This is a genomic window from Streptomyces sp. NPDC006393, from assembly GCF_040628575.1.
Taxonomy (GTDB): domain Bacteria; phylum Actinomycetota; class Actinomycetes; order Streptomycetales; family Streptomycetaceae; genus Streptomyces.
Window position 1 is genome coordinate 44815 of record NZ_JBEXZD010000025.1, and the last position, 21531, is coordinate 66345.

General features: G+C 70.9%; 22 protein-coding genes. 4 read left to right on the top strand and 18 right to left on the bottom strand.

Annotated elements, in window-relative coordinates:
* Positions 1-237 precede the first annotated feature (237 nt).
* Together ABZ484_RS13740 and ABZ484_RS13745 are read left to right on the top strand one after the other, a co-directional pair.
* Positions 238-441, top strand: coding sequence for a cold-shock protein (locus tag ABZ484_RS13740; protein ID WP_004984723.1), 204 nt, complete (start codon positions 238-240; stop codon positions 439-441).
* A 176-nt stretch (positions 442-617) separates the two neighbouring features.
* Complete coding sequence (locus ABZ484_RS13745) at positions 618-1292, top strand: class I SAM-dependent methyltransferase (RefSeq protein ID WP_358866071.1); 675 nt, start codon at positions 618-620, stop codon at positions 1290-1292.
* A 58-nt stretch (positions 1293-1350) separates the two neighbouring features.
* Here the strand turns inward: ABZ484_RS13745 and ABZ484_RS13750 are convergent, their stop codons facing one another.
* Complete coding sequence (locus ABZ484_RS13750) at positions 1351-3324, bottom strand: AMP-dependent synthetase/ligase (protein WP_358866072.1); 1974 nt, start codon at positions 3322-3324, stop codon at positions 1351-1353.
* A 415-nt stretch (positions 3325-3739) separates the two neighbouring features.
* On the opposite strand from ABZ484_RS13750, the gene ABZ484_RS13755 reads away from it, so the two are divergent.
* Positions 3740-4585 carry a MaoC/PaaZ C-terminal domain-containing protein gene (locus tag ABZ484_RS13755; protein WP_358866101.1) on the top strand — a complete coding sequence of 282 codons (846 nt, stop codon included), beginning with the start codon at positions 3740-3742 and terminating at the stop codon, positions 4583-4585.
* Here ABZ484_RS13755 and ABZ484_RS13760 read toward each other — a convergent pair.
* From ABZ484_RS13760 to ABZ484_RS13800, 9 genes are all read right to left on the bottom strand, one after another.
* Positions 4573-5238, bottom strand: coding sequence for a TetR/AcrR family transcriptional regulator (locus tag ABZ484_RS13760; protein WP_358866073.1), 666 nt, complete (start codon positions 5236-5238; stop codon positions 4573-4575). The genes ABZ484_RS13755 and ABZ484_RS13760 overlap by 13 nt on opposite strands.
* A gap of 72 nt (positions 5239-5310) precedes the next feature.
* Positions 5311-5610 (bottom strand): DUF4229 domain-containing protein, encoded by a 300-nt coding sequence (locus ABZ484_RS13765; protein WP_358866074.1) that lies wholly within the window; start codon positions 5608-5610, stop codon positions 5311-5313.
* Between the two features lie 106 nt (positions 5611-5716).
* Positions 5717-6250, bottom strand: a complete 534-nt coding sequence (locus ABZ484_RS13770) for a GNAT family N-acetyltransferase (protein WP_358866075.1) — start codon at positions 6248-6250, stop codon at positions 5717-5719.
* Between the two features lie 16 nt (positions 6251-6266).
* Positions 6267-6941, bottom strand: coding sequence for a UdgX family uracil-DNA binding protein (locus ABZ484_RS13775; RefSeq protein WP_358866076.1), 675 nt, complete (start codon positions 6939-6941; stop codon positions 6267-6269).
* 70 nt (positions 6942-7011) lie between these two features.
* Positions 7012-8175 (bottom strand): aminofutalosine synthase MqnE, encoded by a 1164-nt coding sequence (gene mqnE / locus ABZ484_RS13780; RefSeq protein ID WP_358866077.1) that lies wholly within the window; start codon positions 8173-8175, stop codon positions 7012-7014.
* Between the two features lie 47 nt (positions 8176-8222).
* A complete protein-coding gene (locus ABZ484_RS13785; protein ID WP_358866078.1) occupies positions 8223-8678 on the bottom strand; it encodes an Lrp/AsnC family transcriptional regulator in 456 nt (151 codons plus the stop codon).
* A 73-nt stretch (positions 8679-8751) separates the two neighbouring features.
* Positions 8752-9426, bottom strand: a complete 675-nt coding sequence (locus ABZ484_RS13790; protein WP_358866079.1) for a UbiX family flavin prenyltransferase — start codon at positions 9424-9426, stop codon at positions 8752-8754.
* 28 nt (positions 9427-9454) lie between these two features.
* Positions 9455-10357, bottom strand: a complete 903-nt coding sequence (gene mqnP, locus ABZ484_RS13795) for a menaquinone biosynthesis prenyltransferase MqnP (protein ID WP_358866080.1) — start codon at positions 10355-10357, stop codon at positions 9455-9457.
* On the bottom strand, positions 10354-11811 hold the full coding sequence (locus ABZ484_RS13800; protein ID WP_358866081.1) for a menaquinone biosynthesis decarboxylase: 1458 nt from the start codon (positions 11809-11811) through the stop codon (positions 10354-10356). Before ABZ484_RS13800 ends, mqnP begins: the two co-directional genes overlap by 4 nt.
* Before the next feature lie 98 nt (positions 11812-11909).
* On the opposite strand from ABZ484_RS13800, the gene ABZ484_RS13805 reads away from it, so the two are divergent.
* On the top strand, positions 11910-12887 hold the full coding sequence (locus tag ABZ484_RS13805) for a 2-oxoglutarate and iron-dependent oxygenase domain-containing protein (protein WP_358866082.1): 978 nt from the start codon (positions 11910-11912) through the stop codon (positions 12885-12887).
* 28 nt (positions 12888-12915) lie between these two features.
* On the opposite strand, the gene ABZ484_RS13810 is transcribed toward ABZ484_RS13805, so the two are convergent.
* The 8 genes from ABZ484_RS13810 to hemL all read right to left on the bottom strand — a co-directional run bounded on the left by ABZ484_RS13810 (position 12916) and on the right by hemL (position 21370).
* On the bottom strand, positions 12916-13320 hold the full coding sequence (locus ABZ484_RS13810) for an SRPBCC domain-containing protein (RefSeq protein ID WP_358866083.1): 405 nt from the start codon (positions 13318-13320) through the stop codon (positions 12916-12918).
* 79 nt (positions 13321-13399) lie between these two features.
* Positions 13400-14506: a c-type cytochrome biogenesis protein CcsB gene (gene ccsB / locus ABZ484_RS13815; RefSeq protein WP_358866084.1), complete on the bottom strand. Its 1107-nt coding sequence runs from the start codon at positions 14504-14506 to the stop codon at positions 13400-13402.
* Positions 14503-16302 (bottom strand): cytochrome c biogenesis protein ResB, encoded by a 1800-nt coding sequence (locus ABZ484_RS13820; protein WP_358866085.1) that lies wholly within the window; start codon positions 16300-16302, stop codon positions 14503-14505. The genes ccsB and ABZ484_RS13820 overlap by 4 nt, the downstream gene beginning before the upstream one ends.
* A gap of 3 nt (positions 16303-16305) precedes the next feature.
* Entirely contained in the window at positions 16306-17067 is a 762-nt protein-coding gene (locus ABZ484_RS13825; protein ID WP_358866086.1) for a cytochrome c biogenesis protein CcdA, read from the bottom strand.
* 6 nt (positions 17068-17073) lie between these two features.
* On the bottom strand, positions 17074-17739 hold the full coding sequence (locus tag ABZ484_RS13830; RefSeq protein ID WP_358866087.1) for a TlpA disulfide reductase family protein: 666 nt from the start codon (positions 17737-17739) through the stop codon (positions 17074-17076).
* Between the two features lie 66 nt (positions 17740-17805).
* Positions 17806-19137: a hypothetical protein gene (locus ABZ484_RS13835; protein ID WP_358866088.1), complete on the bottom strand. Its 1332-nt coding sequence runs from the start codon at positions 19135-19137 to the stop codon at positions 17806-17808.
* 218 nt (positions 19138-19355) lie between these two features.
* Complete coding sequence (locus ABZ484_RS13840; protein ID WP_358866089.1) at positions 19356-20057, bottom strand: histidine phosphatase family protein; 702 nt, start codon at positions 20055-20057, stop codon at positions 19356-19358.
* Positions 20054-21370 carry a glutamate-1-semialdehyde 2,1-aminomutase gene (gene hemL, locus ABZ484_RS13845; RefSeq protein WP_358866090.1) on the bottom strand — a complete coding sequence of 439 codons (1317 nt, stop codon included), beginning with the start codon at positions 21368-21370 and terminating at the stop codon, positions 20054-20056. The genes ABZ484_RS13840 and hemL overlap by 4 nt, the downstream gene beginning before the upstream one ends.
* Positions 21371-21531 lie beyond the last annotated feature (161 nt).

The window sequence follows — 21531 nt, forward strand, 5'->3', positions numbered from 1 at the left end:
GCTCTCACCAGAGCCTTCAAACGTCCGGGTGACGTGATCTTGACCTCTATTGCATTCCCGGGCCCGCGTGCTAGGCTCGCCAGCAAGTTGCAGTTTTGGTTTCCCTTGCAGTACAGAGCCTGCGGAGCATGTGACCGCGGGCTCTGGTCGTTTTCAGACGTATGCAGTTGTGCGGCGATCTCGTTTTCACATTGCAGGTTCTGGAGCAGGGCGACCCTTTGGGCCCAAGGAGGGCTTATGGCTACCGGAACCGTGAAGTGGTTCAACGCCGAAAAGGGCTTTGGCTTCATTGCCCAGGAAGGCGGCGGCCCCGACGTCTTCGTCCACTACTCCGCGATCAACGCGACCGGTTTCCGCTCTCTCGAAGAGAACCAGCAGGTGTCCTTCGACGTCACCCAGGGCCCGAAGGGCCCGCAGGCGGAGAACGTCACCCCGGTCTGAGCGAATCTCGCGCAGTACCAGACCTGAGCGCAGTACCCAAGGAGCCCCGCGCCGCAAGGCGACGGGGCTCCTGCCTTTGCCGGGCCGGGGCCCAGGCGTCCGGTGAATTCTCGGCGAACTCTTTTCGCCACGCGGCCCGGGCCTCGTTGTCAGTGGGCCCCTCTACAGTCCCGGCCATGACGACGAACCCGACGGACTTCCTCACCCCCACCCGCACCTTCTACGACGCCATCGCCGAGGACTACGCCGAGCTCTTCCGCGAGCCCTTCGCGGCCAGGCCCCTGGACCGCGCGGTGCTCACGGCCTTCGCCGAACTCGTGGGGGACGGCGGCGAGGTGGCCGACCTCGGGTGTGGTCCCGGGCGGGTCACGGCGTACCTGGCCGCGCTGGGGACGGACGTGTTCGGCCTGGACCTGTCGGCCTCGATGCTCGCCGTCGCCCGCCGGGAGAACCCGGGGCTGCGGTTCGAGCAGGGCTCGATGCTGGAGCTGGACGTTCCGGACGGCGCCCTCGCCGGCGTCGTCTCCTGGTACTCCTCCATCCACACGCCCGTGGACCGGCTGCCGTCCCTGTTCGCGGAGTTCCACCGCGTCCTCGCGCCCGGCGGGCACCTGCTGGTCGCCTTCCAGGCCGGCGACGAGCCGCTCCGCCTGGAGCGCCCTTTCGGCCACCCGGTCTCGCTCGACTTCGAGCGGCGGCGGCCGGAGCGGATCGGCGAGCTGCTGACCGCGGCCGGATTCGCGCCGCACTCCCGGATGGTGCGGGAACGGGACGAGGCGCTCGGGGAGACGGCCCCGCAGGCGTTCCTGATCGCCCGCAAGCCTCCCCTCCCGTCGCCGCACGAGGCGTGAACGCGAGCCGCCCCCGGGCGGCTCAACCCGGGCTCACGCCTCGTACCGCGACCCGCGCTCACGCCTCGTACAGTCGCTCCACATCCCGCGCGAAGTCCCGCATGATCGCCTCCCGCCGCAGCTTCATCGACGGGGTCAGATGGCCCGCCGCCTCCGTGAAGTCCACGGGCAGCACGGCGAAGCGGCGGATCGACTCGGGGCGGGAGACCAGCTTGTTGGCCTCGTCCACGGCCCGTTGCAGGACGGCCGCCAGCTCCGGGTCGTCGGTCAGCAGCTCCGGCGGCACCGGGTGCCTGCCGTTCATCCGGCGCCAGTGGGTGATGCCGTCCGGGTCCACGGTGATCAGGGCGGAGACGTAGGGGCGGCCGTCGCCCAGGACGATGCACTGGGAGATCAGGGGGTGGGAGCGGAGCCAGTTCTCCAGGGGTGCCGGGGCCACGTTCTTGCCGCCCGCCGTGATCAGGATCTCCTTCTTCCGGCCGGTGATCGTCAGATAGCCCTCGTCGTCCAGGCGGCCGATGTCACCGGTCGGGAACCAGCCGTCGTGCGTCGCCGGGACCACCCCGCCGGCGTGCGGGTCCCAGTACCCGCGGAACACCTGGCCACCGCTCAGCAGCACCTCGCCGTCGGCGGCGATACGCACCCTGGTGCCCGGCAGCGGCCAGCCGACCGTCCCCAGGCGGGGCCGGTCCGGGGGCGTCACCGTGGCCGCGCCCGTGGTCTCCGTCAGGCCGTAGCCCTCGTATACCTCGATACCCGCCCCGGCGTAGAAGGCGGCCAGGCGGCGGCCCAGCGGGGAGCCGCCGCAGATCACATGCCGCAGCCGGCCGCCGAGGGCACCGCGTATCCGGCGGTAGACGAGCGGGTCGTAGAAGGCGCGTGCCGTCTTCAGCGCGCGGCTCGGCCCGGGGCCCGTGCCGTGCCGGCGGGCCTCGACCGCCTCGCCGTAGCGGCGGGCCACCCCGGCGGCGCGGTCGAAGGAGGACGCCCGGCCGCCGCGTTCGGCCGTGGCCCGGGCGTTGTTGTAGATCTTCTCCAGCATGTACGGGATGGCCAGCAGGAACGTCGGCCGGAAGGTCGCCAGGTCGGCCAGCAGGTCCTCGGCCGCGAGGCTCGGCGCATGGCCCAGCCGTACCCCGGCGCGGACGCAGGCGACCGCCACCATGCGGCCGAAGACATGCGAGAGCGGGAGGAAGAGGAGCGTCGCGGGCTCCTCCGCCGTCCGGCTCCTGAAGACCGGGTAGAGGAGTTCGATCGCGTTGTCGACCTCGGCGAGGAAGTTGCGGTGGGTCAGCGCGCAGCCCTTCGGGCGGCCCGTCGTGCCCGAGGTGTAGACGAGGGTCGCCAGGGTGTCGGGGCCGAGCATGCCCCGGCGCACGTCCACCTCCTGGTCCGGGACGGCCGCGCCCGCCTCCGCCAGGCGGTCGACGTGGCCCTGGTCGACGACCCAGATGTGGCGCAGGTCCAGCAGGCGGTCGCGCTCCGGGCCGAGGGCCGCCGCCTGCCCGGCCGTCTCGGTCACCAGGGCGACCGCGCCGGAGTCCTGGAGGATCCAGCGGGTCTGGAAGAGGGAGGAGGTGGGGTAGACGGGGACGGTGACCAGGCCCGCGGCCCAGGCGGCGAAGTCCAGCAGCGTCCACTCGTAGGTGGTGCGGGCCATGACGGCGATCCGGTCGCCCGGCATCAGGCCCTCCGCGATCAGGCCCTTCGCCACCGCCCGTACCTGGTCGGCGAACTGCTGTGCCGTCAGGTCGGTCCAGCCGCCGCCCGCGGCCCGTCGGCTCAGGACGCGGCGGGCGGGCTCCGCGGTCGCGTTCTCGAACGGCAGGTCGGCCAGCGAGCCGTGCGTCACCTGGGCCACCAGCGGCGGTACGTACGCCTCCCGCACCTCGCCGTCCAGCCGCCGGGTCTGAGGCGCGACGAACACCGGGCCGCCGTCGGGGTCGTAGTCGTAGCCGTGGTCGCGCTCCGGGGCGGACGGCGGCACGGCGGAACCGGCGGGCGACGGGGACGACGAGTACGAGATGGGCATGGCAGCTCCTGGGGCCGGCGGCGACTACCGCTCTGCTGCATGGGGGTACGCGCGGTGCGAACCGAGTCGTTCACCGGTGGTGCGTGCGCGGCTGTGCGGGCCTTGGGTGTTACCGCCGGTTGCAAGCGGGATCGTACGGCGCGCTCGTGGGGAGTCCGTGCGGGTTCGGGGCGGGTTGGGAGATGGTCCGGGAACGGGGCTGTGCAATCTTCGGCTTCACGGAGCGGCGTCCGCAGGCCGCTGCGGGCAGCGTCGTGCAAGGGGGCTCATCTCGACCGGCTCCTCACCCATGACATAGGCTTACCTTCGGTAACCTTACTCCAGGGTAAGTACTTCGGGCTTCAGTCGCACGGGAGTCGCACATGGCCGCAGGCCCTCAGGTGATCGAGGTCGGCGCCCAGGAGCGGGGGGCGTGATGCGTCTCCTCCTCACCGGGTCCCCCTCCCTTCCGCCTCTCCTCCTGCGCGGAGCCCTGCTGTCCCCCTTCAAGCGGCCCGGCCCCGACGCCGAGTTCCCCCGCGTCCGGCTCGTCCTGCCGGGACTGCGCACCGACCCCGCGCGGCTGGCGGCGTACGAGCGGGTGTGCGGGTTCCCCGCCGGTCCGGCCGGGGACGGCACGCTGCCGGTGACGTATCCGCACGTGCTCGGCTTTCCGCTCGCCATGCGGCTGATGAGCGGGAGGAACTTCCCGCTGCCGCTGCTCGGCCTCGTCCACACGTCGCTGGAGATCACGCGGCACGGGGCGCTGACGGCCACCGGGGAGTACGAACTCACCGTGTACGTCGAGGGGTCGGCGCCGCACCGGCGGGGCACGGAGGCCGTCGTCGTGACGGAGATGCGGGCCGGCGGGGACGTCGTGTGGGAGTCGAGGAGCCGGTATCTGGCCCGGCACCGCACGCGGCACCGGGCCGGCGAGCCACCCGGGGAGACACGCAAGCCGCTGCCCGCCGTCGCCGAGTGGCGTCTGGCCGGCGATCTCGGACGGCGGTACGGCGCCGCGTCCGGCGACCGCAACCCGATCCACCTCCACCCGCTCACCGCCCGGCCGTTCGGCTTCCCCCGCGCGATCGCGCACGGCATGTGGACCGTGGCCCGATGTCTCGCCGCACACGGCGCGCCCGCGTCCTGCGTCGTACGCGCCGAGTTCCGGGCGCCGGTGCCGCTGCCGGGGACGGTGACGTACGCGGCGCAGGGCGGGCGTTTCGAGCTGCGGGACCGGGGGGACCGGGTGCGGGTGGCCGGGGAGGTCTACCCCCTCTGAGCCACCGGCCGCTCCGCCGGTGGCGACCAGAGGCGGCCCTCCATGAGGTTGCCCAGGCCCGCCCAGGCGAAGTTCATCAAGGTGGCCGCGGCCTGGCGGGCGGTGACGCCCGGGGTGGTGTTGGCCCAGGCGGCGAGGGACTCGGCGGCGCCGACCAGGGCCTCGGCGAGCCCGGCGACCTCGCGCTCGGGCAGATCGGGGTCGCCGTGGGCGTTCCGGGCCGTGACGGCGATGAGCTGGGTGACGAAGGCGACGATCTCCGCGCGCATCGCGGCCACCTCGGACGCGAACGGCTCACCGTGCGTGCGCGCCTGGAGGTGCAGCACCGCCCAGCCGTCCGGGTACCGCGCGGTGTGCGTGAAGAACGCCCGCAGCCCCTCCCAGAGCTGCCGGTCGGCGGGCGCGTCGGCGCGCACCCCGGCGCGCACGGCCTCGGTGAGCGCGGTGGCCTCACGCCGTATGCAGGCGCTGAAGAGGTCTTCCTTGGAGTTCAGATACAGGTAGACCAACGGCTTGGAGACGCCCGCGAGTTCGGCGATCTCGTCCATGGACGCGGCCATGTAGCCGCGCCGCCCGAAGGTCCGTACGGCGGCGTCGAGCATCTGCTGTTCGCGAACGGCCCGCGGCATCCGCTTGGTCTTCACGGCACCCATGGGCGCAAGCCTACGGTTCGCGGCGCCGCCCGCAGGGCCCCGAAGCGGCCACGCGCGGCCGCTCCGACCGGATCAGGACGCCTGGGTCCGGGCCCGCGCCCGCTCGTCGGCCAGGTCCTCCGCACCGGCGCTGGCCTCCATGTTCGCCTTCATCCGGTCCACCCGCCGGGCGACCTGCACCGACGCCCGGTCCCGCTCCTTGCGCAGGGCGACGAAACTGATCGGGGCCGAAATCACCAGGGCGAGCAGCGCGATCCACAGGCCGTTGGAGCTGCCGAGGCCGCGCGGGGCGATGCCGAAGTGGACGAGGCCCCAGACGACCACGAGGCAGCCCACGAAGATCCCGAGGCGCATCAGTGTGTAGCGGAGCATCTCAATCCACTCTTCCGTATCCATGGGGGGAGGTCCAAAGGCCCACGGTCCAGTGAAGCACGCCCGGCACCGGATCTTTCACGGGGGTGCCAAAGCGGGCAAACCCTCAGGTCAGCGGCAGAAGCATGATCACGTCGTCGCGTTCGTCGCCCGGTGCGACGCGGATGGCGCCGGGCACCCGGCCGACCTCCTTGTAGCCGCAGGAGGCGTAGAACCGCTCCAGGCCGAGCCCGCCCCGGCAGGTGAGCCGGATCGCCTCGATGCCGTCGATGCCGCGGGCCGCGTCCTCGGCGGCCGCGAGCAGGTCCCGTCCGTAGCCGTGGCCCTGGTGGCGGGGGTGCACCATCACCGTGTAGAGCCACAGCCAGTGGGTCATCAGCCGGTGGGTGTTGTGGGTCAGGAAGGCCGTCGCGGCGACGCGGCCGTCCTCGTCGTGGCCGACCAGGAGGCGGGCGCGGCCCTCGGCCATCGCGACGAAGTGCCGCACCAACTCGGCCCGTGTCTCCTCGCGCGTCACCGGAGTCACCGGCGCCACGAAGCCGACCGCGCCGCCCGCGTCCGTGACGTCGGTCCACAGGTCGAGGATGCCGTCGCGCAGCTCGCGGTTCACGGAGGGATCCAGTGTGAAAGTAAGGGGCATAGAGCGAGTGTACCTATTACCCCAGTGCTCTCGCCGCCACTTTCAGGTCCGCGACCAGTCCCCCGTACGCCGCCTTGCGGTCCTCGTCGTCCTGCGCCCGCAGCACCGACGACGGATGCACGGTCGGCACCAGCCGCTCGGGCCGCCCGTGGATCTCCCGCTCCAGGACCGTGCCGCGCACCTCGCCGACCCGGAACGACGAACCGAGCAGCGCCTTCCCGGCGGTCGCCCCGAGCACCACGATCAGCTCGGGCTCCACGACCGCCAGCTCGGCGGCGAGCCACGGCCCGCACGCCGTCATCTCCCGCAGGCTCGGCGCCTTGTGGATCCGGCGCTTGCGCGGCTCGGCCTGCGTGAACTTGAAGTGCTTGACGGCGTTGGTGACGTACGCCTCGCCGGGGTCGATGCCCGCCTCGGCCAGCGCCCGGTCCAGGAGCTTGCCGGCGGGCCCGACGAACGGCTCGCCCTGCCGGTCCTCCTGGTCCCCCGGCTGCTCGCCGACCAGCATGACCCGGGCGTCCGCGTTCCCGGCGCCGAACACCGTCTGCGTGGCGTTCAGGTGCAGCGGACAGCCCCGGCACTCGGCGGCGGCCCGGCGCAGCGCCGGCAGCCCGCCGCGCTCCGGCAGGAAGGGCTCGGCGGTGTACGCCTCCTCGGGCGCACCGGCGGCAGCCGACGTACGGGAACTCACGCCCGCCGGGTACCGCGCCCCGAAGGGCTCACACCCGCGCGGGCGGGGCTCACATCCACCTGCGACGGGGTCACACCCGCATGGGCTGGGGCAACTCGCGGCGCGCCGGTTCCGGACCGTCGAACTCCCGGATGATCTCGTAGCGCGTGTTGCGCTCCACCGGGCGGAAACCCGCGTCGCGGATCAGCTCCAGCAGGTCCTCGCGGGTCAGCTTGTTCGGGGTGCCGAAGTCGTCCGCGTCGTGCGTGATCTTGTACTCGACCACCGAGCCGTCCATGTCGTCCGCGCCGTGCTGGAGCGCGAGCTGGGCGGTCTGCACGCCGTGCATCACCCAGAACACCTTCACATGCGGGACGTTGTCGAACAGCAGCCGGGAGACGGCGAAGGTCTTCAGCGCCTCCGCACCGGTGGCCATCGTCGTGCGGGCCTGGAGCCGGTTGCGGACCTTGCCGTCCTTCATGTCGACGAAGTCGTGCTGGTAGCGCAGCGGGATGAAGACCTGGAAGCCGCCGGTCTCGTCCTGGAGTTCACGCAGCCGCAGCACGTGGTCGACGCGGTGGCGGGGCTCCTCGATGTGGCCGTAGAGCATGGTGCACGGGGTCTTCAGGCCCTTCTCGTGTGCCAGGCGGTGGATCCGGGACCAGTCCTCCCAGTGGGTGCGGTGGTCCACGATGTGCTGCCGGACCTCCCAGTCGAAGATCTCCGCGCCGCCGCCGGTCAGCGACTCCAGGCCGGCGTCGATCAGCTCGTCGAGGATCTCGGAGGCGGAGAGCCCGGAGATGGTCTCGAAGTGGTGGATCTCGGTGGCCGTGAACGCCTTCAGCGACACGTTCGGCAGGGCCGCCTTCAGCTCGCGCAGGGAGCGCGGGTAGTAGCGCCAGGGCAGGTTGGGGTGCAGGCCGTTGACGATGTGCAGCTCGGTGAGGTTCTCCGACTCCATCGCCTTGGCGAGCTTCACCGCCTCCTCGATGCGCATCGTGTACGCGTCCTTCTCGCCCGGCTTGCGCTGGAAGGAGCAGTACGCGCAGGACGCGGTGCACACGTTCGTCATGTTGAGGTGCCGGTTGACGTTGAAGTGCACCACGTCGCCGTTCATACGGGTGCGCACCTCGTGCGCCAGGCCGCCGAGCCAGGCCAGGTCGTCCGACTCGTACAGCGCGATGCCGTCCTCACGGGTCAGCCGCTCGCCGGAGCGGACCTTCTCCTCCAGCTCGCGCTTGAGCCCGACGTCCATGCCAACACCTTTCTCCGACAGCACCGACAGCTCGGCCAACCCTATGCCTACACCTCCTCCGGCAGCTCCCCGACCCGGTTCTCCCACTTCGTGGACAGCACGATGGTGGTACGGGTCCGGGAGACGCCCTTGGTGCCGGACAGCCGCCGGATGATCCTCTCCAGACCGTCGACGTCCGTGGCGCGCACCTTGAGCATGTAGGAGTCGTCGCCCGCGATGAACCAGCAGTCCTCGATCTCGGGCAGGTCCTTCAGCCGCTGCGCCACGTCCTCGTGGTCGGCGGCGTCCGAGAGCGAGATGCCGATCAGGGCGGTGACGCCGAGGCCGAGCGAGGCGGCGTCCACGGTGGCGCGGTAGCCGGTGATGACACCGGCCGCCTCCAGCCGGTTGATGCGGTCGGTGACGCTCGGTCCCGACAGTCCGACGAGGCGCCCCAGCTCCGCGTAGGAGGCCCGGCCGTTCTCCCTCAGGGCCTGGATGAGCTGCCTGTCCACCGCGTCCATGCGATCGAGCCTTCCGCTGAAGAGTTCTCTGAAGTGATAAGGGATGGGTGGGTGGGTGAGTGCCGGATGCCGCTCAGGCGGTGCCGCCGGCGCCGCCGAGCTCGCCCTCCCACCGCCGGTAGAGGGTGTGCGCGACTCCCACCGCGTCGAGCACACGTCCGGCGACGAAGTCCACCAGGTCCTGGATGTGCGTCGCCCCCGCGTAGAAGGCCGGAGAGGCGGGCAGTACGGTGGCGCCCGCGTCGTCCAGTGCCACCAGGTGCCGCAGCGTCGGTCCGTTCAACGGGGTCTCCCGAACGGCCACGACCAGCGGCCGGCGCTCCTTGAGGGTGACGCCCGCCACCCGTTGCAGCAGATCCTTCGACAGCCCGAGGGCGACCCCGGCGACGCAGGCGGTGGACGCCGGCACGATGAGCATCCCCTTCGCGGGGTACGACCCCGAGGACGGCCCCGCGGCCAGGTCGCCGGCGTTCCAGTACCGCACACGGTCGACGTCGGCGTCGAAGGCGTCCGGCTTGCCGTCGGCCCCGCGCGCCAGCCATTCCCGCAGGTCGTCCCGCCAGTGGGCGTCCCGGAAGGAGATGCCGGTCTCGTCGAGCAGCGTGAGCCGCGAGGCCCGGCTGACCACCAGGTCGACACTCTCCCCGGCGTCGAGCAACGCCCGCAGCACAGCGGCCGCGTACGGCGTCCCGGACGCGCCGGACACCCCCACGATCCAAGGCGTGCGCTGCGTTTCTCCTGCGTTCACGTCTTGAGCGTACCGGGATGCCGGGTACTCAGACCGACAGGCCCCGCACCAGCAGGTCCAACAGCGCGCACACGAACAGGGCGATCCCGATGAACCCGTTGACGCTGAAGAACGCCCTGTTCAGACGGGACAGGTCGTGCGGGCGGACGATCGAGTGCTCGTAGACGAACGCGGCCGCCACGACGACCAGGCCCAGCCAGAAGAAGGCGCCCGCGCCGGTGACGACCGCGTACCAGACGAGCAGCGCGGTGGTGACGGTGTGGCAGGCCCGGGCCCCCCAGATGGCGGCCGGGATCCCGAAGCGGGCCGGGACCGACCGCACGCCGATCTCACGGTCGGTCTCGACGTCCTGGCAGGCGTAGATCAGGTCGAAGCCGCCGATCCAGACGCCGACGGCCAGACCCAGGACCACCGCCTTCCAGTTCCACTCGCCGCTGATCGCCAGCCAGCCGCCGATCGGGCCCATCGCCTGGGCCAGGCCCAGGATGGCCTGCGGGAAGTCGGTGAACCGCTTGCCGTAGGGGTAGACCACCATCGGGATCACCGCGATGGGGGCGAGGGCCAGGCAGAGCGGGTTGAGCAGGGCCGCGGCGGCCAGGAAGACCACGACGGCGATCAGGGCGCCCGTCCAGGCGTGGCGGACGGACATCGTGCCGGTCACCAGTTCGCGCTGCGCGGTGCGGGGATTGCGGGCGTCGATCTCCCGGTCGATGATCCGGTTGACCGCCATGGCGAAGGTGCGCAGACCCACCATGCAGACGGTGACCAGCAGCAGCCGCCCCCAGTGGATGTTCCTGTCCCACGCGAACATCGCCGTCAGCGAGGCGATGTACGCGAAGGGCAGCGCGAACACCGAGTGCTCGATCATCACCAGGCGCAGGAACGCCTTGGTGCGTCCCGGTTGCGGGAGTGCCGCGGAGGCGCTGCTCACAGGCCGTACTCCTTCCAGCGGCGGTCCACCAGGGCCGCCGTATCGGGGTCCGACAGGACCATGTCCGGCCACCCGCCGTCCCGCGTGTAGCCCTCCTCGGGCCATTTCCTGGTCGCGTCGATGCCCGCCTTGCCTCCCCAGAACTGCTGGTAGGAGGCGTGGTCGAGGTGGTCGACGGGGCCCTCGGCGACCGTGAGGTCGCGGGCGTAGTCCGTGTTGCCCAGCGCCCGCCAGGCGACCTCGTGCAGGTCGTGCACGTCGCAGTCGGCGTCGACGACCACGATCAGCTTGGTCAGCGACATCATGTGCGCCCCCCAGATCGCGTGCATCACCTTCTGCGCGTGCTTGGGGTACTTCTTGTCGATCGAGACGATCGCGCAGTTGTGGAAGCCGCCCGCCTCGGGCAGGTGGTAGTCCACGATGTCCGGCACGATGATCTTCAGCAGGGGCAGGAAGAAGCGCTCCGTGGCCCGGCCCAGCGGGCCGTCCTCCGTCGGGGGCCGGCCGACCACGATCGACTGGAGCAGCGGGCGCCTGCGCATCGTCACGCAGTCGATGGTCAGCGCCGGGAACGGCTCCTGCGGGGTGTAGAAGCCGGTGTGGTCGCCGAACGGCCCCTCCGGCAGCATCTCGCCGGGCTCCAGCCACCCCTCCAGCACGACCTCCGCCTGCGCCGGCACCTGCAACGGCACCGTCCGGCAGTCGACCATCTCGATCCGCCTGCCCGCGATGAACCCGGCGAACAGGTACTCGTCGATGTCCCCGGGCAGCGGGGCGGTGGAGGCGTACGTCACGGCGGGCGGGCATCCGAAGGCGATGGCGACCGGCAGCCGCTCGCCCTTCCTGGCCGCCACCTGGTAGTGGTTGCGGCTGTCCTTGTGGATCTGCCAGTGCATGCCGATGGTGCGCCTGTCGTGGCGCTGGAGGCGGTACAGCCCGAGGTTGCGGACGCCGCTCTCGGGGTCCTTGGTGTGGGTGAGTCCGAGGTTGAAGAAGGACCCGCCGTCCTTCGGCCAGGTGAACAGCGCCGGCAGCCGGTCGAGGTCCACCTCGTCGCCGCGCAGCACGACCTCCTGCACGGGCGCGTTGTCGCTCTTCACCTTCTTCGGCGGTACGTGCGTCATCGCGCCGAGCTTGCCGAACGCCTCGCGCACGCCCACGAACCCGTGCGGCAGCTCGGGCTTGAGCAGCCCGCCGATCCGGTCGCTGATCTCGCCGTACGACTTCAGGCCGAGCGCCTTCAGCAGCCGCCGGTCGGTGCCGTAGACGTTCATGGCCAGCGGCATGGCCGAGCCCTTCACGTTCTCGAAGAGCAGCGCGGGACCGCCGGACTTCTGCACCCGGTCGACGATCTCACCGACCTCCAGGTACGGGTCGACCTCGGCCTTGATGCGCTTGAGGTCGCCCTCGCGCTCCAGCGCCCTGAGCAGGGAGCGAAGATCGTCGTAAGCCATGCGTCCCAGTATCTGCCACGCGCCACCGCGCTCCCGCCACCGGGGGGTTGCCGTCAGGGCCCGTTGCCGTGGGAGCCCGGCGCCCGCACAGTGGGGGCATGGACCAGGCACCGGCTTGCGCGGCCGTTCCCACCGTCGATCTGCGTCCCTGGCTCTCCGGTGACGCCGGGGACCGGCACAGGATCGCGCGTACCGTCGACGAGGCGCTGCGGAGCGCCGGGTTCCTGCTGGTCGGCGGGCACGGGGTGGATCCGGCGCTGCGGGCGCGGATCCGGACGGCGGCGCGGGCGTTCTTCGCGCTGCCAGTCTCCGTCAAGGAGCGCTACGCGGCGAGGGTCGGCGGGCGCGGCTGGCTGGGGCCGGGGGCCGAGGCCAACGGGTACGCGGAGGGCACCTGGACCCCGCCGGACCTGAAGGAGTCGCTGACGTTCGCGACGCGGGAGCCGTTCGGCGACCCGGCGGTGGACGCCGAGTGGTACGTGCCGAACGTGTGGCCCGCCGAGGTGCCCGGACTGCGGACGCTGTGCGAGGAGTACCTGGACCGGATGGCCGCACTGGAGCACCGCCTGCTGTCGCTGCTGGGCGCGGCCCTCGGGCTCGAAGCGGACTTCTTCACCCGGCACATGACCCGTCCGACGTACGGGTTCAACATCAACTGGTATCCGGGCACGGAGGTCGTGGGCGCACCCGAGCCCGGGCAGTTCCGGATCGGGCCGCACACCGACTTCGGGACGGTGACGATCCTGGACCGGCAGGCCGGCAAGGGCGGGCTTCAGGTGTTCACCGACGAGGGCGGCTGGCAGGACGCGCCCCACGACCCGGAGGCCCTCACGGTGAACATCGGTGACCTGATGGCCCGGTGGACCGGCGACCGGTGGCGGTCGGGCCGGCACCGGGTGCTGCCGCCGCCCGTGGACGCCCCGGCCGAGGAGCTGATGTCGCTGGTGTACTTCGGCGAGTGCACGCCGGGCACCCGGGTGGAGTCGGTGCCCGCGCCGGTGGGGCGGGTGGCCTACGAGCCCGTCGACTCGCACGTCTATCTGCGGGAGAAGCTGGACGCGATCGCGGTGGACTGAGGGCGGGCCGCGAGCGGCCGCCGGAGCCTCAGGGCTCCGCCCCCAGCTGTTCGATCAGCCGCTCGAACCGGGTGCGCCAGCCCGCCCCCGAGTCCTTCTCGCCCTGGAACTCGTGGGTGAAACGGAGGACGCACCCTTGGTCCCCGTCCCGTTCCAGGTGGAAGCGGAGGCGGGCGCCGTCCTCCATCGTGTACTCGGCGATCCGGTCCACGTCCCACGCGCTGACCCGGCCGCTGCCCAGGCCCCGCAGGGTGACCTCGCCGCCGAGCCGGGGCTGGAGTTCGTCGGCGGCGGTGAACCATCCCGCGAGCCCCTCGGCGGTGGCCAGCGCCGGCCAGACCTTGCCCATGGGCCGGGGAAGCCGCACCACGAAATGCAGCAGATGCGTGTTCCCGTGGGTCTGGCTGGTGCCCTGTTCGATGGATCCGGTCATGACACCAGCCTGACTCCATACGGATGACGGCGCACGGCGCACCTGTGGCGCCGTGCCCGGAGGTATGGAGGTCTGGAGGTCAGACGCCCGCGTACGAGTGCTTGCCGCCCACGAAGATGTTCACGCCGTAGTAGTTGAACAGCCAGCAGCCGAACGCGATCAGCGCGATGTACGCCGCCTTGCGGCCCTTCCAGCCGGCCGTCGAGCGGGCGTGCAGGTAGCAGGCGTAGGCGACCCAGGTGATGAACGCCCACGTCTCCTTGGGGTCCCAGCCCCAGTAGCGGCCCCAGGCGGATTCGGCCCAGATGGCGCCGGCGATGATCGTGAACGTCCACAGCGGGAAGACGGCCGCGTTGATGCGGTAGGAGAACTTGTCCAGGGACGCCGAGGCGGGCAGCCGCTCCAGGACCGAGGTGGCGAAGCGGCCCGGCTTGCCGCCGCCGGCGACCTTGTTCTCGTAGGAGTCCTTGAACAGGTACAGCAGCGTGCCGACCGCGCCGACGTAGAAGACCGCGCCGCACAGGATCGCGGTGGAGACGTGGATGTACAGCCAGTACGAGTGCAGCGCCGGGACCAGCTGGTCGCTGGCCGTGTACAGGACGGTGACCGCGAGGCCGAGGTCGAGCAGGACCGTGGTGGTCAGGAACAGGCCGAGCCAGCGCACGTTCTTCCTCAGGGCGAGCAGCGCGAGGTACACGCCGACCGCCACCGTGGAGAAGGTGATGTTGAACTCGTACATGTTGCCCCACGGCGCCCGCTCCACGGAGGCCGCGCGGGCGACGACGCCGGACAGCTCGACCAGGAAGGCGAGCACCGTGAGGGAGACGGCGATCCGGCCGTACAGGTCGCCCTGCACGTCGCCGCCGTGCGCGCCGGGACCGTCGGGCACGTCACGGGAGCCGGCCGAGGACCGGACGACCACCTTGGGCCGCTCCAGTACGGCGGTGCCCCCGGCGGACTTCACCGTCACCGCCGGGCCCTGGGCCGTGGCGATGGCCTCGCCCTTGGCGGTCAGCGCGGCGGCCGTACGGGCCACCTTGCTGCGGCTGCCGAAGAGCCATTCGGCGATGTAGGCGAAGAAGGCCAGGGTGTAGACGGCCATCGAGGAGTAGATCAGCGTGTTGCTGATCTGCGCGAGATGTTCGTTGGTCGCCGTGGCGAGCTCGGTTGCGGCGGCGAGAGTCATTCCTTCTCAGCCCCTTCGGCGGGTACGGGGATTGCGGCGTCCGGCTCCCGGTCGGGGTCGGAGTCGGTCTGTGTCGGTGCCTTGTCGTGAACGAGGGCGGCCAGGTCGCCGATCTCCTCGGGGAGCTTCGCGGACTCGCTGCGGCCCAGGCCCGCCACCTCGACGACCGTCGCGCCGTCGGCGTCCCGCACCGCGCGGACCCAGACGCGGCGGCGCTGGATGAACAGCGAGCCGGCCAGGCCGGCGATGGCGGCGACGGCGCCGGTCAGCGCCCAGCCGTTGCCGGGCTGCTGGACGATCTGGAAGCCGGCCCACTCCTTGATGTCCTTGTCGAAGGTGATGGACCCGGCGCCGTTCGGCAGCTTCATGGTCTCGCCGGGCAGCAGGCGGCCCTTGAGGATGTTGCCCTTGGCGTCCTTGAACGGCTTCAGGTTCGGGTTCTTGGTGTCCAGCTGGTAGACGTTCTGCGGGACGCCCGCGTCCACGCCCAGGTCGCCGTGGTAGGCGCCCAGCGCGAGGACGGGGAAGTCCAGACCGGGGAACTGGGAGAACATCGTGCCCTGGCCGGCGCCCGCGAAGGTGGGCACGAAGAACGCGGCGAAGCCGAGCTGTTCGCTCTTGCCCTGCGGATTGGTGTAGCCGTCCATGACCTTGATCGCGCCCTGCGAGGTCTCGTTGGAGTCCAGCGGCAGCAGCGGCACGGCCTGGCGGTAGACGACCTTGCCCTTGCCGTCGCGGACGGTGACGGTCGGGGCGTAGCCGTGGCTGACCAGGTAGACCTTGGCGTCGTCGATCTCCAGCGGGTGGTTGACCTTGATGACGTCGTGCTTGGTCTTGCCGTCGGCGCCCACGCTGTAGTCGATCGCGGCCTGGAAGGTGCGCGCGGTGCCCTTGTTGGGTCCGCTGCGCTCGTAGGTGGCGGTGAAGTTCTTCAGGTTGAAGCTGAACGGCGCCAGGTCGTCGTCGTTGAAGAGGTTGCCCGACTTGAAGTCGTCGTACTGGGTGAGGGTGTTGGTGAACCCGTCGCCCTCGATGACCAGCTTGTTGCCCTCGGTCTTGAACAGCTGGCCCCAGGCGAAGGCGATCAGCATCACGATCAGCGCGATGTGGAAGACCAGGTTGCCGGCCTCGCGCAGATAGCCCTTCTCGGCGGCGACGGCGTCACCTTCGGTGTGCGCGCGGAAGCGCCGCTGCTTCAGGACCGTGAGCGCGGCTGCGCGGACCTCCTCGGGCGGGGCGGCGGTGCGCCAGGTGGCGTAGGCGGGCAGCCGGGTCAGCCGCTTCGGCGCACCCGGCGGGCGGCTGCGCAGCTGGCCGGTGAACTGCCAGGTGCGCGGCACGATGCAGCCGATGAGGGAGACGAACAGCAGGATGTAGATCGCGGAGAACCACACCGAGCTGTAGACGTGGAACAGTCCGAGCTTGTCGTAGATCGGCGCGAGCGTCTTGTGCGCCTGCCTGAAGCTCTCGACCTTCAGCGCGTCGCTGCCGTTCTGCGGGATCAGCGAGCCCGGGATGGCGCCCAGGGAGAGCAGGAACAGCAGCAGCAGCGCGACCCGCATGGAGGTCAGCTGACGCCAGAACCAGCGCACCCAGCCGATGATCTCCCGCCCGGTCCAGGCGAGCCGTCCGGCCGGGCCCGGGGCGCGGTTGCCGCCGAAGGAGCCGGGGACCGTGGTCTCCGCGGGCGCGGTGGACAGCTGTGAGCCGGCCGCGCCCAGGTCGTCCTCGGCGGCCCCGGGGTGCCCGGCGGCGGGGGTCTCGTCGGCGGTGGTGCCGGTGGTCGTCTTGCTCATGGATCAGATCCCCACAGTGAAGCCGGTGGACCAGTTCTGCATCTCCTGCACCAGCCGGTCCCAGGCGCCGGTGAGCAGCAGCACACCGGTCACGATCATCATCGTGCCGCCGATGCGCATCACCCAGACATAGTGGCGCTTGACCCAGCCGAAGGCGCCGAGGGCCTTGCGGAAGGCGATCGCGGTGAGCACGAACGGGATGCCGAGCCCGGCGCAGTAGGCGACGGTCAGCACGGCACCGCGTCCGGCGCTGGCCTGCTGGAAGGAGAGTGTCTGGACCGCGGAGAGGGTCGGGCCGATGCACGGGGTCCAGCCGATACCGAACAGCGCGCCGAGGAGCGGCGCGCCGACCAGACCGGTGGCCGGGCGCCTGTGGAAACGGAACTCACGCTGGGTCATCCAGGGCATCAGGCCCATGAAGAACACGCCCATGAGGATCATGAGCACGCCCAGCACCTTGGTGAGGGGACCCTTGTGGTCCTGGAGGTTCTGGCCGAAGTAGCCGAACAGCGCGCCCCCGGAGACGAACACGGCGGTGAAGCCGAGGACGAAGAGGGAGGCGCCGACGGCCATCCGCCCGCGCCGGGCCTCCGCCAGATCGGTGCCGGTGACTCCCGTCACATACGACAGATAGCCCGGGACGAGGGGCAGGACGCACGGCGAGAAGAAGGACACGAGCCCGCCGAGTACGGCGATCGGCAGCGCGAGCACGAGGGCTCCGCTGCTGACGGTCTGGTTGGCGTCAGTGGCTGCGGCCAGTAGCACGACGGCTCACTTCTCCGCGACGACCGGGTCGAGCATCTTGCGCAGCTTCTCCTCGCTGAGCGCCTGAAGCGCTCGCGCGGCGATGTTCCCGTCCCGGTCGACGACGATCGTGGTCGGGATGAGCTGCGGGTTCAGTGTGCCCTTCTTGAAGCGGAGCATGAGCTTGCCGCTCGGGTCGTACAGGCTCGGGAACGGCACGCCGTAGCGCTTCTCGAAGGCGAGGGCCGGCTGGGTGCTGGTGTCACGGGTGTTGATGCCGACGAACTGCACGCCCTTGCCGGCGGTGTCCTTGGCGACCTTCACCAGGTTCGGCGCCTCGGCCCGGCAGGGCGCGCACCAGGAGCCCCAGACGTTGAGGACGACGACCTTGCCCTTGTAGGAGGTGATGTCGAGCTGCTTGCCGTCGATGGTCCGGCCGGACAGATCGGGCGCGGGCTTGCGGTCGCCTTTCTTCACGGTCGCGATGCCGTCGGCGCCGGTGATGAAGTTGGTGTTGCCGGAGCCGCCGGAGGTGCCTCCGGAGCCGCACGCGGACAGGGCGAGTGCCAGGGCGGCGGTCCCGGCCGCGAGCAGGGTGGTGCGCCCGCGGACGCGGGTCGTGCGCGTGCGGTGCGGTGCGGACGTACGGTTCGCCCGGTTCGAGCACGGGAGGGCGCGGCTGACGACAGTCATGTGAAAAGTTTCGCATGCCTGTTCCGGGGATCTTGCGCGCCCCCCTCGCGGGCGGAAAACCGCATATCAGGCAGCGTTCGCGGTGCCCTTGGCCGTCCCGGACGTCCCGGCGGTCCCGGACGTCCCGGCGTCCTTCAGGAACTCCTTCCAGCCGCCGGCCGGCCGCTGTCCGACCTCCAGGGTGCGCAGCTTGGCGAGCACCTCCGGCTTCTGTACGTCCATCCAGTCGACGAACTGCCGGAAGGAGACCAGGCGGACGTCCTCGCCCTTCTCCTTCTCGCGTGCGATGTGCTTGAAGGCCTCTTCGACGGAGTCCATGTAGATCCCGCCGTTCCACTGCTCGAAGTGGTTGCCTATGAAGAAGGGGGCCCGGTTTGTCTCGTATGCCCGTTGGAAGCCCTGGATGTAGGACTGGGCGGACTGCCGGCGCCAGCCGGGGTAGTTGGCGGGCGGGGCCTTGGTGGAGTTCACCGACTGGTTGGCGAGCATGTTGTAGTCCATGGAGAGGACCTCGAACCTGTGGCCGGGGAAAGGTATCTGCTGCAACGGCAGGTCCCAGATCCCGAGGCGCTTGAGAGGCCACACCTGGCGGCCGCCGGGCGAGGAGGCGTCGTAGCGCCAGCCGAGCTCGCGGGCGGTGGGCAGCAGGTTGTCCTGGCCGAGCAGGCAGGGGGTGCGGCCGCCGACGAGCTCCTTGTCGTAGTCGAAGGGCAGGGAGGGCAGGTCGTGCCAGCCCGTGTTGGTCCGCCACTGCTTGACGAAGGACTTGGCCTGCTCGATCTCGCTCTTCCACTGCTGCGGGGTCCACCACTTGACCGAGCCGTGGGTCTCGCCGCAGAAGTGGCCGTTGAAGTGGGTGCCGATCTCGTGCCCCTCCAGCCAGGCGCGGCGGACGTTGGCGAGGGTGGCCTTGATGTGGTCGTCGGTCAGATAGCCGATGGCGGAGGCGCCCCGCGGGTTGTTCGGCGGGGCGTACATCCGCTTCTTGTCCTCCGGCAGCAGATACAGCCCGGACAGGAAGAAGGTCATGTGGGCGTCGTGCTGCTTGGCGAGGTCCAGGAAGCGCGGGAACAGGCCGTTGCCGACCTCGCCCGCCCCGTCCCAGGAGAAGATGACGAACTGCGGCGGGGTCTGACCCGGCTCCAGCGGCTCGGGCCTGGCGGGCTGGTGGGGCTGCTTGCCGGTGAACGACGTCGAGCCGTCACCGATCGGACGGGCCGGGGGTTCCGTGCTGCCGCTCCCGCGGCCCCTGTCCCCGTGCGAACCCGTGCCCGACCCGGAACCGCCGGCGTGCCGCGAGCCGTCCGAGGACTTGAGGCTGCCGCAGCCCGCGAGTCCGGCGGCGGCCGCGGTGCCCGCGCCGAGGCCGAGTATTCCCCTCCGGGAGAAGGTGCGCATGAGTTCCCCGATCCGTCACGTCCTCTGATGTGGTCACCCACTCAGAGGGCGTGACGGACACGGTGGTTGCGCGGGAGCGATATGAATTTCACAACAAATAGCGGGAAATTGTCCGTATGTGACGGAACCCTTACCGCGCTCTCACGCTCCGTGCACTTCCCTCCGGCTCGCCAGGGATCCGGCTCGCCAAGGCCTCAGGCTCACGTGCGTCTCCGGCCCTACGCCCCGAAGGCCTTCCCCTGCCCCTTCACCGGCTTCGCGCCCGCGAGGAGATGAGCGGGCACCAGATCGCGGGCGGGCTCGGTGTAGCCCACGGAGACGATCCGGTCGCCCTGGTACGTGAACGTCGTCAGCGAGGCGAGCGTGCACTGCCGCTTGCGCGGGTCGTGCCACAGCCGCCGCCGCTCGACGTAGGAGCGCACGATCCAGATCGGCAGCTGGTGGCTGACGAGCACCGCCTCGTGCCCGCGCGCCGCGTCCTTGGCCGCGTTCAGCGCGCCCATCATCCGCACGACCTGGTCGACGTACGGCTCTCCCCAGGACGGCTTGAACGGGTTGACCACGTGCCTCCAGTTCCCCGGCCGGCGCAGCGCGCCGTCGCCGACCCCGAAGGTCTTGCCCTGGAAGACGTTCGCCGCCTCGATCAGCCGCTCGTCGGTGGCGAGGTCGAGTCCGTGCGCCTTGGCGATCGGCGTGGCCGTCTCCTGCGCCCGCTCCAGCGGGGAGGCGACGACGTACGTCACATCGCGGGGGGCGAGGTGCTCGGCGACCCGCTCGGCCATCTGCCGCCCGAGGTCGGAGAGGTGGTAGCCGGGCAGCCGCCCGTACAGGATCCCGGTCGGGTTCTCCACCTCGCCGTGCCGCATGAGGTGGACGACGGTGATGTCGTCCTTGCCGTTCTTCTCCGGCGTCTCGCTCATGCCGTCGCCTCCGCCGCCGCCCGGGCCGCCGCCGGAAGGGCGTCGGCGATCCGCTGGAGGGCCCGCTCGTCGTGCGCGGTGGAGACGAACCAGGACTCGAAGGACGAGGGCGGCAGGTAGACGCCGTTCGCCAGCATCGCGTGGAAGAACGCGGTGAAGCGGTACGACTCCTGCGCCTTGGCATCCTCGTAGTCGCGCACCGGGCGGTCGGTGAAGAACACCGAGAACATGTTGGAGGCGTTCTGGAGGGTGTGCGCCACGCCCTCCTTGGTCAGCGCCTCGGACACCATGGCCTGGATCTGCTGCGAGACGGCGTTCACCTTGGCGTACGCGGCGTCGTCGAGCAGGCGCAGCTGGGCGAGGCCGGCGGCGGTGGCGACAGGGTTCCCGGAGAGGGTGCCGGCCTGGTAGACGGGCCCGGCGGGCGCGAGGTGCGCCATGACGTCGGCACGCCCGCCGAAGGCGGCGGCGGGGAATCCGCCGCCCATCACCTTCCCGAAGGTCATCAGGTCGGGCTCGACCCCGTCGACGCCGTACCAGCCGGCCCGGCTGGTACGGAACCCGGTCATGACCTCGTCGGAGACGTACAGCGCGCCGTTCTCCCGGCACAGGTCCTTCAGCCCCTGGTTGAACCCGGGCAGCGGCGGCACGACGCCCATGTTGCCGGGCGAGGCCTCGGTGATCACACAGGCGATCTCGCCCGGGTGGGCGGCGAAGGCCGCACGCACCGCGTCGAGGTCGTTGTACGGCAGCACGATCGTGTCGCCGGCCTGGGCGCCGGTGACGCCCGGCGTGTCGGGCAGCGCGAAGGTGGCGACCCCGGACCCGGCCGAGGCGAGCAGCGAGTCGACGTGCCCGTGGTAGCACCCGGCGAACTTGACCACCTTGGTCCGCTGCGTGAACCCGCGGGCGAGCCGGATCGCGGACATGGTCGCCTCGGTCCCGCTGGAGACGAGCCTGACCTGCTCCAGCGGCCCGACCCTGTCCACCATCTCCTCGGCGAGCGCGACCTCGCCCTCACCGGGCGTGCCGAAGGACGTACCGCGCGCGACCGCCTCCTGCACGGCGGCGATCACCTCGGGCCGTCCGTGCCCGAGGATCATCGGCCCCCAGGAGCAGACGAGGTCGACGTACTCCCGCCCGTCGGCGTCCGTCAGATACGGCCCGCTGCCGGACACCATGAACCGGGGCGTACCGCCCACGGCACGGAAGGCACGCACCGGCGAGTTCACGCCGCCGGGTGTGACGGCCGCCGCACGATCGAACAGCGCCTGCGAGGCGGGGGCTTCGTATGGATATGGCAGTTCGCTCATGACCTGCGACTTCTCCGATTTCTCGGGCTTCTCGGGGTTCACGGGGTCCACGGGTTTTCACACGGGGTTTCGCGGAATCCGGTGGGCAGTGACCTGTTCAGGGTAGGCCAGCGGGGGCGGAGCGCCGGGCGGCGGTGGCACCGGCCGACACGCCGGGACGG